Origin of the sequence: Neolewinella agarilytica (genome assembly GCF_900110645.1) — a bacterium.
In the GTDB taxonomy this organism is placed as follows: Bacteria; Bacteroidota; Bacteroidia; order Chitinophagales; family Saprospiraceae; genus Neolewinella; species Neolewinella agarilytica.
The window spans coordinates 57,575-75,202 of record NZ_FOFB01000019.1; the positions used below are offsets into that span (position 1 = coordinate 57,575).

At 53.4% G+C, this 17,628-nt stretch carries 11 protein-coding genes; 7 read left to right on the forward strand and 4 right to left on the reverse strand.

Annotated features, from left to right (window positions below; translation table 11 throughout):
- Window positions 1–117: 117 nt before the first annotated feature.
- Entirely contained in the window at window positions 118–3,249 is a 3,132-nt protein-coding gene (locus tag BM123_RS16280) for a glycoside hydrolase family 2 TIM barrel-domain containing protein (protein ID WP_175489427.1), read from the forward strand.
- Between the two features lie 34 nt (window positions 3,250–3,283).
- On the opposite strand, the gene BM123_RS16285 is transcribed toward BM123_RS16280, so the two are convergent.
- Window positions 3,284–6,109, reverse strand: a complete 2,826-nt coding sequence (locus tag BM123_RS16285) for a glycoside hydrolase family 2 protein (RefSeq protein WP_090170465.1) — start codon at window positions 6,107–6,109, stop codon at window positions 3,284–3,286.
- Between the two features lie 196 nt (window positions 6,110–6,305).
- Here BM123_RS16285 and BM123_RS16290 point away from each other — a divergent pair, with 196 nt between their 5' ends.
- The 3 genes from BM123_RS16290 to ccsA all read left to right on the forward strand — a co-directional run bounded on the left by BM123_RS16290 (window position 6,306) and on the right by ccsA (window position 10,465).
- Window positions 6,306–6,977: a hypothetical protein gene (locus BM123_RS16290; protein WP_090170467.1), complete on the forward strand. Its 672-nt coding sequence runs from the start codon at window positions 6,306–6,308 to the stop codon at window positions 6,975–6,977.
- Window positions 6,978–7,118: 141 nt separating this feature from the next.
- Window positions 7,119–7,514: a cytochrome c maturation protein CcmE domain-containing protein gene (locus tag BM123_RS16295; RefSeq protein WP_090170469.1), complete on the forward strand. Its 396-nt coding sequence runs from the start codon at window positions 7,119–7,121 to the stop codon at window positions 7,512–7,514.
- Between the two features lie 92 nt (window positions 7,515–7,606).
- Window positions 7,607–10,465, forward strand: coding sequence for a cytochrome c biogenesis protein CcsA (gene ccsA, locus BM123_RS16300; protein WP_090170471.1), 2,859 nt, complete (start codon window positions 7,607–7,609; stop codon window positions 10,463–10,465).
- A gap of 51 nt (window positions 10,466–10,516) precedes the next feature.
- Here the strand turns inward: ccsA and coaD are convergent, their stop codons facing one another.
- On the reverse strand, window positions 10,517–10,972 hold the full coding sequence (gene coaD / locus BM123_RS16305; protein WP_090170473.1) for a pantetheine-phosphate adenylyltransferase: 456 nt from the start codon (window positions 10,970–10,972) through the stop codon (window positions 10,517–10,519).
- A 154-nt stretch (window positions 10,973–11,126) separates the two neighbouring features.
- Between coaD and BM123_RS16310 the strand changes: the two genes are divergently transcribed.
- The 3 genes from BM123_RS16310 to BM123_RS16320 all read left to right on the forward strand — a co-directional run bounded on the left by BM123_RS16310 (window position 11,127) and on the right by BM123_RS16320 (window position 15,193).
- Window positions 11,127–12,413, forward strand: coding sequence for an MFS transporter (locus tag BM123_RS16310; RefSeq protein WP_090170475.1), 1,287 nt, complete (start codon window positions 11,127–11,129; stop codon window positions 12,411–12,413).
- A gap of 150 nt (window positions 12,414–12,563) precedes the next feature.
- The gene (locus tag BM123_RS16315) at window positions 12,564–13,994 is read left to right on the forward strand and encodes an MBOAT family O-acyltransferase (protein ID WP_090170478.1); all 1,431 of its coding nucleotides are present in this window, start codon (window positions 12,564–12,566) and stop codon (window positions 13,992–13,994) included.
- Window positions 13,994–15,193 (forward strand): alginate O-acetyltransferase AlgX-related protein, encoded by a 1,200-nt coding sequence (locus BM123_RS16320; RefSeq protein ID WP_090170481.1) that lies wholly within the window; start codon window positions 13,994–13,996, stop codon window positions 15,191–15,193. The genes BM123_RS16315 and BM123_RS16320 overlap by 1 nt, the downstream gene beginning before the upstream one ends.
- Before the next feature lie 10 nt (window positions 15,194–15,203).
- Here BM123_RS16320 and BM123_RS16325 read toward each other — a convergent pair whose 3' ends face one another.
- Together BM123_RS16325 and BM123_RS16330 are read right to left on the reverse strand one after the other, a co-directional pair.
- Window positions 15,204–16,700 carry a hypothetical protein gene (locus BM123_RS16325; protein WP_090170483.1) on the reverse strand — a complete coding sequence of 499 codons (1,497 nt, stop codon included), beginning with the start codon at window positions 16,698–16,700 and terminating at the stop codon, window positions 15,204–15,206.
- 109 nt (window positions 16,701–16,809) lie between these two features.
- The gene (locus tag BM123_RS16330) at window positions 16,810–17,547 is read right to left on the reverse strand and encodes a hypothetical protein (protein WP_090170485.1); all 738 of its coding nucleotides are present in this window, start codon (window positions 17,545–17,547) and stop codon (window positions 16,810–16,812) included.
- Between the last annotated feature and the right edge of the window lie 81 nt (window positions 17,548–17,628).

The following is a 17,628-nucleotide window of genomic DNA, read 5'->3' on the forward strand; positions in this document are numbered from 1 at the left end:
ATCTTGTCAAACCAAATTTGTTACAGGTATAAAGAGCAATTTCCCCAAAAAATGGAATCGATTGTTAAGCTAATTTTTCCGACCTTTCCCCTCCGATCATCAAAACTATCCAGCTGCATGCGTGCCTTCCTCCTCACCCTGCTTTTATCAGCCATTCTCTGCACCAGCGTCAGCGCCCAACAACGCTTTGCACAAAACCCGCAGACCTTTAGTGTTAACCGATTACCGGCTCACGCAACGATGTATCACTACGCCAACGAGGCGACGGCAAAAGCCGGTGGTGCGATCGTTGGCCGGACGAGCCTGAACGGCAGCTGGAAATTCAAGTGGCATGAACACGGAGACAACGGGATCCCCGACGACAATAAGAAGCTGGACCTGAGTGATTACGGTAACATCCAGGTGCCCGGCAACTGGGAAATGCAGGGCCACGGCATGCGGATTTACACCAACTGGGAGTATCCTTTCCGCCCCGCTAACCCTCCCTTTGTTCCTTCCACAACGGGCCCGACGGATCATGACCGCAACCCCATGGGGGCCTACCATAAAACCTTCGACATTAAGGGCTTTCGGGCCGGCGACCGGCAGGTACTTCACTTCGGGGCCGTTAGCTCCGCCTTCCACGTCTGGGTCAATGGCCGCTACGTGGGTTACAGCGAAGGAAGCCGCACCCCCGCAGAATTCGACATCAGCGATCTGGCCAAAGCCAGTGGCAATGAAGTATACGCCGAAGTGTATCGCTACAGCTCCGGCTCCTACCTGGAAGATCAGGATCACTGGCGGCTCAGCGGGCTGCACCGGCAGGTGTACGTACAGAGTACGCCGGCTGAATACCTTATGGATCTCTTCGCCAAACCCAGTCTGAAAGCAGACAAGACCACCGGCCACCTGCGGGTAGAACCAAAGATCCATTTCCGGAACCCCGCCAGCCTGAAAGACTGGACCTTCGAGATACAACTCTATGACCCAACGGGAAAGGCCGTCCTGCCCAGGGCTGAATCCATCTCCGTCAACCCGATTCCAGATTATTACAAACGCAAAGCCTACCGTAACCCCTACGGCATTCACCAGTTCTACGGCCTGGAAGTAGAGGTACCCAACGTAGCACCCTGGACGGCCGAAACACCTACCCTCTACCGCCTGACGGCCACGCTAAAAAATGCCGCAGGGCAAACCGTTGATGTGACCGGCCACAACATTGGATTCCGGAATCTGAGCTGGGGAAAGGATGGCTTTAAAGTCAACGGTAAAGAGGTGATATTCTATGGCGTCAACCGACACGACCATTCCGCCAAAAACGGTAAGGCCGTCACCCGGGCAGAAATCCGGGAAGACCTGCGGCTGATGAAGGCTTTTAACCTTAACGCGGTGCGTTGCAGTCACTACCCCAACGATCCTTACCTCTACGAACTGGCCGACAGCATCGGTCTTTATGTAATGGACGAGACCAACTTAGAGACCCACAAGGCCGGCAGCATGATCAGCAGTATGTCCATGTACGCCACGGCGATGCTGGACCGGGCCATCCGAATGGTGGAGCGCGACAAGAATCACCCCAGTGTGGTGAGCTGGAGCCTGGGCAACGAAGCCGGCACCGGCCCCAACCACGCAGCGATGGCCGCCTGGATCAAAGGAAGGGACGGCAGCCGGATGCTTCACAATGAAGGAGCCGCCAGCAGCAGTTTCTCCATTGATGGCGACGTGAAGAATGACCAGGCCTACGTTGACGTTCGCAGCCGGATGTATACACCAAAAGAAACCATGCGGGAACTGCTGGCTGGTGATGATGATCGGCCCTTGATTTATTGCGAGTACGCCCACTCGATGGGCAACTCAACGGGCCACCTGGACACCTTCGTCAATATGTTCCGCAGCTACCCCAATTTTGCGGGTGGATTCATCTGGGACTGGGTGGACCAGGGCCTGGAGAAAACCGATGAGAAGGGGCAAAAATTCATGGCCTACGGCGGTGATTACGGAGAGGACATCAATGACAACAACTTCCTGGCGAACGGTTTGATTTACAGCGACCAGACGCCTCAGCCAGCGCTCTGGGAGGCGAAACATGCCTTTCAACCGGTAGCCATCAGTCAGCAGGGGGAAAGCTTCCTGTTCAAATCCTGGCTCACCCACACGAACCTTAACCAGTATGATATGGAAGTCCGGGCCGTCATGATGGGCGAGACGAAAGTCATCTGGAAAGGCAGTGCTCCGGATGCGGGCGCCGGTGCGCAGGTGCAATGGACCTTTGATGGCAAGGTGCCCGACGATGCCAAATATCTGGAAATCGCCTTCCTGCAGCGGGTACCGGAGTTCGGCCGCCCGGCGGGGCACGAGATTGCCTTTGAGCAGTTTGAGCTGGAGCCCCGCTTCATCGCGATGGCTCCGGCCATCCAACGGAGCAACTTTCAGGAAACCCCAACGGGGCTTTACCTCACCTCCGGCGATTTCAGCGTAGAGGCAGACCCCAAAACCGGTATCATCGTCAGCATCACCGAGCGAGACGTCGAGCTGCTGGCCGCCCCGCTGACGCCCAACTTCTGGCGGGCACCGACGGACAACGATAAGCCCGCGGGCCTGGCCCGCGCCTACAAAGTCTGGGCAACGGCCTCCCCCACCCTGGTAAGTAAAAAAGCTACGGGTGCCGGGATGCAAATCATCCGTACCTACCTGAACGGCAAAGTGGAAGAGACCGTTACCTTAAACTTCATTAAGGATACTCCGCAGAGCAAAGCCCGCCTGCAGATTTCTTCTTATCTGGAAGCCAAGGAGTCCGTGCCGGGTGTCTTCCGCTACGGACTACAAACTCAGGTCAGCAAAGAATATCACACCCTCAGTTGGTTCGGTCGCGGACCGCACGAGGCCTATGCGGACCGTTTTCGGGGTGCTCGCTTTGGCCATTGGACGATGTCTGCCGATAAGATGACTGAGCCCTACATTAAGCCCGCCGAGAACGGCAACCGGATGAATGTCCGGGAGCTATCCCTCAACGGAGACAACGTAGAAACACTTCTCATTCAGGGAGATGGATTCGACTTCAGCCTCTGGCCCTATACCCAGGCGACGCTGGAAGCCGCCGAGCACACCAACGAGCTCACCCCCGCTACCAACTTCATTCTTAACATCGATTACGGCCAGATCGGCGTTGGTGGAGACAATAGCTGGCTGCCAAATGCCGGTCCGTATAAAGAGCACCGGCTGGAACTGGACAAGCAGCTGAAGTATTCGTTTACGATTGGGCTGGAGTAACCGTCACCTGTTGGCAAGCTTAGCCGATGCTGCCTCAGAACTTAAACGTCAGCTCCATTAGCATGGGGTTATCGTCATTGCCAAAGTAATTTTCAGCGTTTCCCTGAGGGCCCATCGTTTCTGGATGCTGAAACTTTGTGCCAATCGGAGCGATATTTTTGAGGAATGAAATATCTCCTGCCGGAAAATATGGAGACACTCGCTTTTTGGGATCACCACCGGCCTCGTGGGCTTTGGGGCTTAGCATACGGAAAAAGGTCTGGGGAGAATGACAAAAAACGGTAAAACCGTTGTTGTTCCTGCCCTCTACCTTTGCCCAGTACAAATTGGAAAAATACCCTTTAAACTCAGGGTATTCCATGCCTGCCTCCCCCGTAACCGTGTTGTTATACTCATTTTCCCAGACCTGGAATCTGCTGCCCTTCATACGGTTTCGCCAGACCCGATAAGGGCCGTCACCAAGCCACTTTTTATGCTTTACGGCCGACTCCGGAAATGAAAAGCTGATCCCTTTTAAGTCTTCAGCGATCCTTTTTCCTTTAAACTCTACGTAAAGATTCAGCAGGCCATCGGGATACACCGTCCACTGTACTCTGTCGGCACTTTTTTCTTTGACACTTGCCCAGGCTGGCGACTTATTGGTTTTTTCAAAGAGCGTTACAATTTCTATCTTCTCTTTCGATCCAGATACGGTAATGGTATCTACCTTATCCTGATGGCCTAAAATAGTGGGGCCGTCCCTTAAGGGGATCAGTTCATTGCCCTTCAGCACCTTGAGGAGCCTACCGTTTTCTCCGGAAAACGTATAGGTCATATTTCCGGCCTGCACAGTTATCCGGTCATTTTCAACGGATGACTCAAGCTTGTTTTCTTCGGTACTGCCACCAGGCTGAGGTCTTACTTCCTCTGGTCTCATTACGGGATAGGACCAGGTGAAAATTTCGTTTCCGTTCTTATCGGTGGCGGTGAGGTGAAGCGCATGCGCCGATGTCCATCCGGCAGGTTTTTCAACGAAGAAAGATCCTTTTTCGCCTGGGTTTAAGGCAGGCAGATTAACCTTTCGCTGGTCTAATACAAGACCATCAACAGCATCGTCCGGCCCGCTAAACCTCATCCATTTGGCCGTCATCGTGCAGTTATCCAAAGAAGTGAAGTGATAACGGTTCTCCACCCGAAAAACGCCATTAAAATCTTCTCGGATAAAACGATCTTCAACGTAAACCGGAGACCAAATTTCCTTTATGGTGAAGAAACTGGCTTCCTTTTCACCGTAGGGCCCAACGATGCCATCGGCGGCGTGATTACCATCGGTATCAAGCACTCCGTTCTTATCGGTCCGTACTACGGCTTCGTCCGCAAAATCCCACAAAAAACCGCCAGCCACGGTTGGCATATTCCACATGAGTTTCCAGTAATCGTCCAGGCCCGCTCCGTGCCCTCCATCGTACAAGCCATGTAGAAACTCCGTCGGGAATAATATGCGATCAGCAGAATAAGCATCATTGGCTAAAGCATGGTAGTTGAAATAATGCAAGGTATTCGTTTTCCTGAAGATGTTCCAGGGGTGAATCACTTCTCTCTGTTGAATATCCCATCGGGCATAGTCGTCGTCCAACTCCGTATTCCAACCGGTTTCGTTACCGTTGGCCCAAAGGATTATCGATGGATGGTTTACGTCCCGGATGACTGTTTCACGCACAATTTTCCGGCCGACCTCCGTATCCAGTTTTGGCTTATGCCAGGTACAAACCTCATCGATTACGAATAAGCCCAAAGAGTCACAAACATCCAGAAAATGAACATCAGGCGGATAATGAGACATCCGCACCGCGTTCATATTCATCTCTTTCATCATTTTCACATGCTCGATGCTCAAAGCTCTTGAGGTTGTTCTTCCGGACTCAGGATAGAAGGAGTGGCGATTCACCCCTTTTAATTTAATCCGGACATCATTCACGTAGATTCCGTCACTTTCCAGAACTTCTACTGTTCGAAAACCAATCCGCTGATCGACTTGGTGTACTATTGCTCCCCTGGTATCCAGCAAGTTGAACCTTAAGGTATAGAGCTTAGGCGATTCCGGGTTCCAGGTCTTAACATCGGGCGCTTTTGCCTTAATGCTCCACTTATCCTGCTCTTTCATCAGGTTTTGCATCGAAACATTTCGAACCGGTGTTCCATCGAGCTCGTAAAGTTCCAGTTCTATACGTTCTGCTTTGTCTGATCTGATGTAGACATCAGCGTTGATGGAGCCATCCGCCTGCGCGTCTGTAGCTACCCGGTCAATATGATCGGCGGGTAATCTTTCCAGATAGACTGGTCGGAAAATTCCTCCGAAAATCCAAAAATCCGCCTTACGCTCTGCGTGGTTGATGGATTCGTTCGATGAAGCTTTATCCACTCTTACCTCAAGAGTATTTACACCATCATAATTAAGTAAGTCACTTATCGGGTATTTAAATTCATAGAAAGCCCCCTGGTGAACGGGGCCCGCCATCTTACCGTTTATTTTCACCTCAGCATCCGTCATAACGCCTTCGAAGACAATTCTTATCTCGTCTTTTCCCCATGAATCGGGAACCTGAAACTCGTATTTATACAGCCCATACTCGTTTAGGCGATCATCAAAATCATCATGACCATAGTTGTAGGCACCGAAGCCCTGCAGTTCCCAGCAAGATGGTACTTCGATGGTAGACCATTGTTTGCTGTTCATTCCTTCCGACACGAAAAAGTCCCAGGTGACCGTATTGTCTTTTCCTGTTCCGGACAGATACAGTCGTTCCGTTCTGGGGGGAGCGTCTCCGTACAGGTTGAACGAACCCACAATCACTAACAGTAAGAAAATTACTCTGCTCATATCCGAAGTTGTTTCAGCCAGGTTGCTTGTTTCTTAGCACACATTCTACTCGTGAATTGAAATTGTACCTGGCTGTAGCCTGAGTATAGTCCGGCTGAAAAATTATTTTAGCCCGTATGCTGGCAGCTAAGCTAGTTTCAAGACCAGCCAGAGTGAAATTTTACATAGATTGTTGTACAGAAATAACTATTACTACATGTCTCCCTCTTTCCTGGCCACCTGTTTTGCCCTTATCGTCGGTCTCACCATTGAGCTGTTCTCCCGGGCAGCGGGCAAAAGTGACTGGCGGCTTTGGGCGGGAATATTCGTTTATGCCCTGATTCAGTTTGCGGTGGCGGCCACGGGATTTTACGAAAATACGGAGGCGATCCCGCCAAGATTTTTACTGAACGTATTGCCGGCCATTGCCCTCATCATCTGGCTTTTCACCAGTGAGCGTGGGAAAGCCTTCCTTAATAGCCTCGACCTGAAAAAGCTGACCTGGGTCCATGTCGTTCGCGTCCCCGTAGAGCTAGTGCTTTATTCTCTTTTCCTTCAGGGCAGTATCCCCGAGATCATGACCTTTAGCGGAAATAACTTCGACATTGTGATGGGGCTCACGGCGCCGGCCATCATCTACTTCGGCTACGGCAAAGGGATGATCTCGCCTACCCTGATTAAGATCTGGCACATCGTAGGGCTTATCCTGCTTATCAACATTATCGCCACGGCGGTGCTTTCCGTACCGTTTTCCTTCCAGCAATTTGGCTTTGAGCAGCCCAACGTAGCGGTGCTGAAAGCTCCCTATAACTTGTTGCCGGCAGTGATTGTACCGCTCGTCATTGTGGCGCATTTGGTGGGACTGAGCAGAAAGCCGGCAAACAAGTGATTTTTACGCTGCACAACTTGACCCAAATCTGACCGCCGGCGGCCTCCCTCACCGTACCTTCGCACAGCGAAGGGCGGTGGGTTCCCCCCTGCGTTTCAGTATCTCTTTGCACCTGCGTGCAGCGCCCAAATTCATGCCGTTATGAAAAAGACATATATCATCGCCCTCATCATGGCCATCGTAGCCATCGCACTGGTCGTCAACGCCGGTGGAGAAGTGGCACCTTACGCTGACTTTGAAACCGCCGCCGAAAGCGGCGAATCCGTAAAGCTGGTCGGCACCCTGGTGAAAGACAAACCTATGGTTTTCGAGCCCATGAAGGACCCCAACAAGTTCACCTTCTTCCTCGAAGATCAGGCAGGTACCGAGCGGGAAGTCCTCCTGCTGATGGGTAAGCCGCAGGATTTCGAGATGTCCGAGTCCATCGTCCTTACCGGCCGCATGGAAGGCGAGAAGTTTATCGCTAAAGACGTGCAGCTCAAGTGCCCGAGCAAGTATAAGGATGAAGAATCGATGATTAAAGAACTGACGGAGTAACATAGTAATGTATTAGTGTAGTAATGTAGTGCCCGTCACACATGCTACACGGCACTACATCACTACATTACCACAGAACTACACTACTACCATTGGAAGAAATACAATACATCGGCGAACACCTCGGCCCCCGCTACATCGGTCACTTTGCGATGCTACTGGCGTTTTTTGGCGCGATCCTGAGTGGGTTCAGCTACTTTAAAGCCACCCATCACCGGGAAGAGAAGCTGCGCAGTAACCGTTGGGGACGCCTCGGACAGCTGGCCTTTCTGGCGCACGGCGCAGCGGTTTTCACCGTCATTGGTACGATCTTTTACGCCATGCTCAACCAGTACTACGAGTACAGTTATGTGAGTAGTCATGTGAGCGGTGACCTGCAGCAACGCTATATTTTCTCAGCCTTTTGGGAAGGTCAGGAGGGCAGTTTTTTGCTGTGGATGTTCTGGCACGTCATCCTGGGCTACGTGCTGATGGTGACAGCCCGCAGGTGGGAGCGGCCCGTGATGACGGTTCTCTGCTCGGTTCAGGTGATCATTGTCAGTATGATTCTGGGTGTCCACTTTGGTGTTGGCGACTGGGTGCTAAAACTTGGTTCCAGCCCGATGTTATTGCTGCGGGAGACCATCGAAGCCCCCATATTTCAGCAGGCGGATTATGTCTCGCTGCTTAAAGGCAGCGGCCTCAACCCCAGCCTGCAAAACTATTGGATGACCATCCACCCGCCTACTTTGTTCCTGGGCTTTGCCAGTACGGTAGTTCCTTTCGCCTTCGCCGTAGCGGGGCTGTGGACGGGCCAACACAAAGAATGGCTAAAGCCTGCCCTGCGCTGGAGTCTGTTCAGTGCCGGCATCCTTGGCATCGGCATCCTGATGGGCGCCGCCTGGGCCTACGAAGCACTCAACTTCGGAGGGTACTGGGCCTGGGACCCGGTAGAAAACACCAGCCTCGTGCCCTGGCTTTTACTCGTTGCCGGCTTGCATACCAACCTGATCAGCCGGGCCACCGGGCAGGGAATACGGGCCACTTACCTCTTCTATCTCTTCACTTTCGTGATGATCATTTACAGTACGTTCCTGACCCGGTCGGGCGTGCTGGGAGACACCTCCGTCCACGCTTTTACGGAGATGGGCCTGGAAGCACAACTACTGTTTTTCCTGGGTTTTTACGGGCTGGGAAGCATTGGCCTCATGGCCTGGCGCTGGCACAGTATCCCGGTTCCGGAAAAAGAAGAATCACTGAGTAGCCGCGAGTTCTGGATGTTCATCGGCAGCCTGGTGTTGTTCATGTCTGCCGTCCTGATTACGGGCTCAACGAGCCTGCCCGTGTACAATGAAATCCGGGAATACTTTAATCCGCTGTTCGACGGGCTATCGCTCACGGACCCGGAAGACCACCACAACCGCTTCCAGATCTGGATTGGCATTTTCATCGGTATCCTCTCGGGCATCGCGCACTTTCTGCGCTGGCGGGAGCGGGACTTCAGCAAACACATTCGCTCGTTCTTACTGCATTCAGGGGCCGCGGTCGCAGGTGCATTGTTTTGTTCCTGGCTAACGCTCCTCTGGATTGACGCAGGTCCCTGGCAGTGGAAACTGATGCTTTTCTCCGGTTGGTTTGCGGTGTGGACAAACGCCGACTACCTGATTCGCTTCATCAGTAAGGATGTAAAGGTCTTCGGCAGCAGCCTGAGTCATATCGGATTTGGCATCATGCTGATTGGCATTCTTGCCAGTGGTGCTAACAAGCGCATCATCAGCCAGAACCAGTTCCTGATGGAGGGGCTGAGTGACGACGAAGAACTCGTCCGCACCACCGTCATCCTCATCAAGGATGAACCCATGGTCATGGAGAACTATGAGCTTACCCTCCGGGGAGACAGCATTCATGGTTATAACCGGACCTATCAGGTAGACTACAAGCAACGGGACGAGGCCGGAAACGTCATCGAAGAGTTCCAGCTGGAGCCCAATATTCTCTACGATAAGACCTTCGAGAAGATTGCCATCACGAACCCCAGCACGAAGCATTACTGGAATAAGGATGTCTTCACGGTCATCATGAGCTTGCCCGAGGAAGAGCAGAGCATCAAAGCTAAAGAAGCCAAGGAGGACAGCCTGAAGTATCGGGTTTACCCCATGACGGTGGGCGATTCCTTTGCCTTCAAGGACACCCTGAAGATCCGGGAGCCGGACACCTTCATGATTCGCAACTTTGCCCTCAGCCTGACCGACTTCAAGCGGGTGCCTACCCACCCGGAGTACGTAGCCGAAGCCGGAGACATTGGCGTTGGCGCGACGGTGCTCATCCAGCGGGGGCGGGATACGGAAACCTACCAGAAAGAAGTAGCCCTCGTTTTACGCGAAGGTCTGCTCTACCACTACCCCGCTCAGATCAATGAGATCGCCACGCGGATTAAGATCGATGAATCCGTCTTTGACCAGCTGCTGGTGGCAGAGGAGGAACTGGACTACGAGGAGTTCGTGCTGAAGCCCGGGTCTACCTTTACCGTTGGGGACAAGCGCCTCACCTTCCGCAGCTTCAAGCCTCAGCCGGAGGTGGACCATTACGCCCCCCGGGAGGGAGACATTGCCGTAAGCGCCGTGATTGACATCACGGCCCTCGACGGAACCACCGGCACGATGGAGCCCGTCTTCATTATCCGGGATAAAACTCCAAGCCGGATTCGGGACGAGCACCGGGAGCTGGGTTTATTCTCTAACCTGGTCAACCTTAATCCGGAAACCAGCGAGGCGACCTTACTCATTGCCGAGGCACCGCCACGGGGGGAGCTGAAGATTCCCGTTGCCGTAGCGACTAATTCTTCGCGTTCGGACTGGCTGGCCCTGCAGGCCATTGAGTTCCCGGGGATCAATCTCTTCTGGTTCGGCACGATTGCAATGCTATTGGGCCTGCTGATTTCAATGATAATCCGAATCCGGGCTCGCTTGTAGCGTCGACTTCAGTCGACGTTAGGCGCCGACTGAAGTCGGCGGTACAAACAGTTAGACCTTCACCCCCTCCGGCAAAAAGGGCGTAGCGTCTCCCCCACCCTTGATGATCTCGCGCACGATGGTGGAGCTGATGTGCGAGAAGGCCGGTTGGCTGATGAGAAAAACGGTTTCCAGCCCTTCCCCGACGATGTCGTTGAGCTGAGAGATGGTTTTCTCGTAGTCGAAGTCGCTGGCGTTCCGAAGGCCCCGCAATAAATAGCGGGCACCGATCTCGTTGCAGAAGTGAGCGGTGAGGCCTTCGAAGCTGCTGACTTCTACGGTTGGCTCATCGGCGAAGACTTCATTGAGCCAGGCGAGGCGTTGCTCGAGGGGGAAGAGGTATTTCTTCTGGCTGTTGACGCCTACGGCAACGACAATCTTGTCGAACAGCGGAACAGCACGACGCACCAGCTCCGCGTGGCCGGTGGTGATGGGATCAAAGGATCCGGGAAAGACGGCGGTTTTCATGGCAGTAAGGTAGGTTGGTATTTTGATTCTTTGTTATTTTGGTTTATAAGAATCCGGAGCCGTTTTGGACGGTTCCCTGCCCATAAACAATTATTGCACCTGCGCGAGGCGCCAAAAATTACTGCTGAACAGAAATAGCACCTATCTTGGCAGCATGCTGCAACAACTCAACGACCGCCGGACGATGAACGGCTGGGCTCTTTTCGACTGGGCCAACTCCGCCTTCGCACTGGTGATTACGACGGCTATTTTCCCGCCTTACTTCGAAGCCGTTATCGATAAGGAATTCACGGCTTTGGGCATGCAGTTCAGTAACAGCTCCTGGCTCGCCTTCACGATCAGTATCAGCTACCTGATCATTGCGGCGCTTTCCCCCGTTCTGTCAGGTATCGCTGATGCGGGCGGGCGGCGGAAGTTTTTTCTTCAGGCTTTTACCACTATTGGAGGATTAGGCTGCCTGAGCCTCTATTTCTTCCAGGATATGGGCGACCTGTGGCTGGGAACCATTGGCTTCATGCTCGGCCTCATAGGTTTTGCGGGCGGGCTCGTCTTTTACAACAGTTTTTTGCCCGTTATCGCTACGGTAGACCGCTTTGACAAGCTTAGCGCCAAAGGCTTTGCCATGGGTTATGTAGGCTCCGTACTACTGCTGATCCTCAACCTGGCGATGGTGCTTAAGCCAGAGCTGTTTGGTATTCCAGATACCGGCATGGCAACGCGCCTGGCCTTTGTTACCGTCGGTATCTGGTGGCTCGTTTTCGGCTACATTTCCTTTTCCCGACTGCCGGACGATGTTCGAAAAAAGAGTGCCGGACTGGCCGATGTGGCTAAAAAGGGAGTAGAGGAGTTCCAATCTGTCTGGAAAAAGGTCAAAGCTTCTCCCCAAACGCTTCGCTTTCTGGGCGCTTTTTTCAGCTATTCTGCCGGAGTACAAACAGTCATTTTCCTGGCCTCTTTATTCGCGGCTAAAGAGTTGGGGTTTGAAACCAGTGAACTGATTCAGGTCGTCCTGATATTACAGATTGTTGCTATCGGTGGGGCTTACCTTGCTGCTTCAGTCAGTAAACGCTACGGTAATAAAGCGGCCATCTACTTTCAACTCGTCATTTGGTTTTGCATTTGCCTGGCGGGGTACTTCGTGCAGGGCAAATCGACCTTTTATGGTGTTGCAGCGGCCGTAGGCTTAGTGATGGGCGGCATTCAAAGTATGAGCCGCAGCACTTACGCTAAGCTTATTCCCACCCGGGAGGACGTCACCTCCTATTTCAGCTTTTATGATATTCTGGAGAAAATGGCCATCGTAATGGGCACCTTCATTTTTGCGGGGCTTGACCTCCTCACCGGCAGTATGCGCCTCAGCCTATTAGCACTTTCTTTCTTCTTTGCGATGGGGATGATTATCCTCTGGCGGTTCAGGCTGGAGGAAGTAGAGACGATCTAGTCAGCAAGTGCCTCTCTGTCAAATCTCAACAATTCCTAAATCGATCTGATCATGGCAGGTCAATTACTTGACTCTCCGACTATCTGACTGCTTGACTATCTGACTGCTTGACTATCCGACTCCTTAACTAATTTGACTTCCTGACTCAATTTGCTCTTCTCCTCCCTCATCTTTCTCTGGCTGGCGCTTCCCATCATCTGGAGTGGAAGTTTACTCTTGCCCAAAGTAGCCCGCAATGGTTGGCTGCTACTGATGAGCCTGCTGGTCTACGCCTGGGGCGGCGTGAGTTATACGGGCGTTCTGCTTTTTAGCATTGTGATGAATTATGGAGTTGGTTTACAGCTTCACCGGTCAACAAAAAAGCTTTGGCTGGCGGCGGGAATAGTGGTTAATCTCGGAACGCTGGCTTACTTCAAGTACGCCGCTTTTGCCGTTGGCGAAGCCAACGATCTGCTGCGCCTCCTGGCCATTCCCACTTTCGAGTTACCGCGTATTGCCCTGCCTCTGGGCATCAGCTTTTATACCTTCCAGGCAATCTCCTACCTGGTGGACACTTACCGGGGTACTACCGAAGCACAGCGCAATCCTTTCCGCCTGGGGCTGTATATCTCCTTTTTTCCGCAGCTGATTGCCGGTCCGATCGTTCGCTATAAAGACATGAACCAGCAGATTGACCAACGATCCATCAGCTGGGACAAAACCGCCGAGGGTTTACAACGCTTTCTGTACGGACTGGCTAAAAAGGTACTCATCGCCAACACACTGGCGGCGGTGGTTGAGGAGATTTTTGCGCTCGACTTCGCCACAATGGACGCCTTCACCGCCTGGGCCGGGGTGCTGCTCTACGCCGGGCAGATCTATTATGACTTCAGCGGGTATTCAGATATGGCCATCGGGCTCGGCCTCCTCTTTGGCTTCCGCATTCCGGAGAACTTCAACTTCCCCTACGCCAGTAAAAGCATCCGGGAGTTCTGGCGGAGATGGCACATCACGCTCGGGGCATGGTTTCGGGACTACCTGTACGTCCCCCTCGGCGGCAGCCGGGGTGGAGAGTGGCGCACGATGCGCAACCTGCTCCTGGTGTTTCTGGCTACGGGCATCTGGCACGGAGCAGCGTGGGCCTTTGTTATCTGGGGCCTTTGGCACGGGCTTTTCATCGTACTCGAACGGCAGCGCTGGTGGCCGCTGGAGAACGTGCCCTATGCCTTCCTGGTGGTACTCATCGGCTGGGTGCTGTTTCGAACGGAGAGCGTGGCGCTGTCCCTGGATTATTACACAGCGATGCTCGGGCTCAGTACAACAACGGTGCCTTTCGACTGGGCTTTCTACTGGGATCGGGAGCTTACGGTGGTGAGCTTGGTGGCGGTTTTGTTGGGGTGGCCCTGGGGGAAATGGCTATTTTCGGGTACAAGTACAGATATACCCGAAAGCGTTTCCGGTACAAGTACAGATGTACCCGAAAAACTTCCCGGTACTTTTACCCAAATCCTCCAAATCACCCTCCTCCTAACCCTTTTCCTCCTCTCCACCAACGCCCTGGTCAACAACTCCCTCAACCCCTTCATCTACTTCCGCTTCTGATGTCAAACGCCCTCCGCTACGGTCTGCCCATCGCCTTCGCCACTCTATTGATTGTGGCCTGGGCGGATGCTGCGTTTTTCGGGGCGCTGACGCAGGTGCAGAGTTTTAATAATAAAGCCAAGAAACCCGCCCCTGAACTTCGTATCGATTATCTCGATCCTTTCCCCCGGGATGCAGAGGCCTGGTTCAACGACAACTTTCCCTGGCGAGGACTCTTTCAGCGCTTCAACGGCCAGCTTCGCGCCTTCACCAATCGTCGCTCTCCCCTGCCCGACCTGGTCGTGCTTGGCGAAGATGACTGGCTCTATAAGGGCGGTCTGCAGCTTGACATCTACCGGGGTAAGCGTCGCTTCAGCCCAGAGGAACTGCGGAAAGTCACCGCAGAGTTACTGGCCCGCAAAGACAGCATCGAAGCAAGAGGAGGCCAATACTACCTGGCCATCGCCCCCCTGAAACACCACGTATATCCCCAGTACCTGCCCGGTCATGTCCGTCCTCTTAATCAGGAATACGCCGTCCGTCAGCTCTACGCCGCGCTCGGGTCTACCGATCTTCGCTACATCGACCTCCACACGCCGCTACGGGCTTACGCTGCCTTACACCCTCCACTGCACCTGCGTGCACGCCAAAAAAACGACGCAGAAACCCACAACCTATATTACCGCACGGACCACCATTGGACCGTCCGTGCCGGTCTCCTCGCCGCCCAGACCATCCTCGATACCCTGATCGCCGATGGTCACCCCATCCTGGCCATCGACACGAGCACTTACGCCTTCAAAAACCGGCCCACCCACGGCATGACCCTAGCTAAAATGGCTGGCCTCGACCGCGAGAACCAGGATCACTTCCTTTCCCTCCACCACGACTGGACGACGGAGAGTAGCCCCCGCCCCAACATACAATCTCCACCAAAATTCCCCTACCCCAATAGCTACGTCAAGGCCCGTCAGCAAAAAGACCCCATCCTGCGGCAGTCCTTACCCTCCCTATTCGTTACCCGGGAAAGCTTCGGTGAGAACCTGCTGCAGCCGCTATCCGATCATTTCGGTCGTTCCTTTTTTCTCTTCGACGAATGGAAGCACAAGCTCAACCTGGATCATTATGACCGGGAAGGCGGAGATGTCTATATTCAATTGATCTGGGAAGGCTTTCTGTTCAATCTGCTGGAAATTCCGGAGGAGGACGGAAAGTGGTAAGTCCCCCCCCTCAATACCGCCCCAACACAAAGCGCCGGTGCGTCAGATAGGGATCCTCCGGCGAGTAGCTCAGCGCCTCATCAATGTATTGTCGGGCACTGCGGTAATCTTCTACCCTGAAATGATAATTGGAAGCCGCAACGAAAGCCGTCAGCGTCCAAAGATTGCGTTCCCGGCCGATGGGGATATCTACCAGCGACTGTCGGAATCGTTCCAGGGCAAGGCTCGCCAGGTCCGGGCGGTCCTCAGCGTAAAGGTCCCTCACCTTCCAGGCGAGTTCCCGCAGCAGCAGGTCCGCAAAGCGGTCCTGGGTTCGGATGAAGGGATATTTCTCCGCAGCGGCTTCCACCTGTTCGGTAAAAACAGCCCCACTGCCGCCTGCGCGGCGCAGGCCGTCAATCACCAACTCTCCCAATACGTAGCGTACCGTCTCGTTGTCAGGCGTCTCCGCAAACAACTCATCCGCAATGGTTTTGGCCCGGTCGATCCGTCCGCGCTGGTGGAAGTGCGTCAGCAGGCGCAGCCGTTGCAGCCGACCAAGTTCCGTGGCCCATTCCCCGCTTCCAGCGGGGGACCGGCTCAGGTAATCGCCCAGCAACTTAGTCGCCAGGTCTTCCCGCCCCTGGGCCAGCAGCAGGCGCTGCTGCTCATCAAAGTGTTGCAGAATGGCCGCTGGCAAGTACCGGTTAGCGGGGTTCTCCGCCCACAACTGAAAAAATTCATTAATGTCTCCTTCCACTTCCGGACGATCTCTGGCGGCAATCTGCAACTCCGCCGCCCGCTTTAACACCAGAAAGGCCGGTCGCTCCTCCCGCTTAAGTGCTTTCTCCAGCCGGACAATGGCTTCATCGTAGTCTTCAGCCGTGTAAGCCGCCTGCGCACGCCTGAACTGAAGGTAGGCCGACAGCTGGCCAAAAGAGAGTTTGTTAGAGGAATCATAGAAGTACTCCTCAAACTTCTTGTCCATACCCGCCTGGTCTGCCCCGGTAAAATCCACCTCCATGGTCGTCCCGACCATGGACAAATACTCCTTTCTGAAGGTAGCCTCTTCTCCCTCTTTTCGCTTTCTGCTTCCGGGGCGGCGTATCACTTCCTTACGCCCCTCGGGGTCGACGATGAGATAGGCTTCCCAATGGTCTACATACCCATCGTAATCCAATTCAAAATGCTCGTAGGCCAAAGCCGTCAATACCGCTGCCGTAGCGTCGTTATAGCTCCCTACCCGGAAAGCATCCGCCAGGTCGGCATTGGAGTTGTAAGTGCGAAACAGGTCCTTGCGTAAACGTGATTCTATCCTGCTGATTTTTTTCTTTACCGACTTCCGATCCACCTTATCTTCCTCCTCCAGGGTAAGCAACAGCTGATTTACCCGCTGATAGAGGAACTGACGGGTATTAACGGTCCCGGGCTCTTCACCCGGCAACAGTAAGCGCAGCCTTGCCGTCAGATCATTAGCGAACAGAGATGAACAGAAAGCCAGCAGGATAACAGAAAAAAGAAAGCGCATAGGCGAGGTAGTAATTGGGAAGACAAAGGTAAGGCGATAAAAAGGGCTTTTAACCTACCCTGCTTTCTTAATCCTCGCTCTGCACCTGCGTGCTCGCCACCTTAGCTGTTTAATTCTTCCCGATCTGCTTTTCCAGGACCGGCAAGCGGACAATAATTTGTATCACTTTCACATCCAGTCCTTTCAGTGCCGGGTTCTCACTACTGGTCTCCTGTTCTCCCGTAATGGAAGGATGAAGAACCGTTTTTTTCCGGTTCTCAAAATCGTAGGATACCCGAAGCCGGTAGTCTTTCAGCGCGCCCCCTTTCCAATCGGTCACCGCTCCGGCGTAATCCCATTCAAATCCGTAGAAGCTAAAGGGGCCACCGTTAAGGCGTTCCAGTTCTTCCATAGTTGTACCAATCTTAATGCCCGTTTGTGCAGCTTTCCAATCCGTTGCCGTTAGGTCAACGGTGACCTGCATATCCCGAAGCTGGGCCTTCCCACCGGGAAAAAGCAGGGAAGCTTCTGAGGGAGTGCCCGGAAAAAGCTTGTACCCCGCCAGGTAATATCCTTCCCCCAGGTGAATACTGTCTTTCTTTACATTCTCTTCTCCGTAGTACTCCACCAGTTGTTCCGGCGTAGTATTGGCGGTGATTTTCCCAAAGCGCTCGTTAGGTACATACGTACGGTCATCGGCAGAAATGCCGTCTACGGAAATAACTTTAGAGGGAACAGCATCCTGCTCAGGCGCGGCCGCAGGTGCAGGCTCAGAAACGTTGTCAGCAGGGTTTTCCCGCAGGTCAGCGTCCGCCTTACAGGCGGATAATAAAAGCAAGCCTAACAGTAATACGAGGTTGGTTTTCATCTGATTTTTTCTTGATCTGCCAGCGAAAGTACAAGCTTTCCGCAAATACATTCGATTGCTTTGTCTCCATCACGTTATTCC

Bases quoted from the DNA above. Each gene is read 5' to 3' on its own strand.
- BM123_RS16295 (WP_090170469.1), top strand. From the start codon at position 7,119: ATGAAAAAGACATATATCATCGCCCTCATCATGGCCATCGTAGCCATC.
- BM123_RS16280 (WP_175489427.1), top strand. From the start codon at position 118: ATGCGTGCCTTCCTCCTCACCCTGCTTTTATCAGCCATTCTCTGCACC.
- BM123_RS16285 (WP_090170465.1), bottom strand. From the start codon at position 6,109: ATGAGCAGAGTAATTTTCTTACTGTTAGTGATTGTGGGTTCGTTCAAC.
- coaD (WP_090170473.1), bottom strand. From the start codon at position 10,972: ATGAAAACCGCCGTCTTTCCCGGATCCTTTGATCCCATCACCACCGGC.
- BM123_RS16325 (WP_090170483.1), bottom strand. From the start codon at position 16,700: ATGCGCTTTCTTTTTTCTGTTATCCTGCTGGCTTTCTGTTCATCTCTG.
- BM123_RS16310 (WP_090170475.1), top strand. From the start codon at position 11,127: ATGCTGCAACAACTCAACGACCGCCGGACGATGAACGGCTGGGCTCTT.
- BM123_RS16330 (WP_090170485.1), bottom strand. From the start codon at position 17,547: ATGAAAACCAACCTCGTATTACTGTTAGGCTTGCTTTTATTATCCGCC.
- BM123_RS16320 (WP_090170481.1), top strand. From the start codon at position 13,994: ATGTCAAACGCCCTCCGCTACGGTCTGCCCATCGCCTTCGCCACTCTA.
- BM123_RS16290 (WP_090170467.1), top strand. From the start codon at position 6,306: ATGTCTCCCTCTTTCCTGGCCACCTGTTTTGCCCTTATCGTCGGTCTC.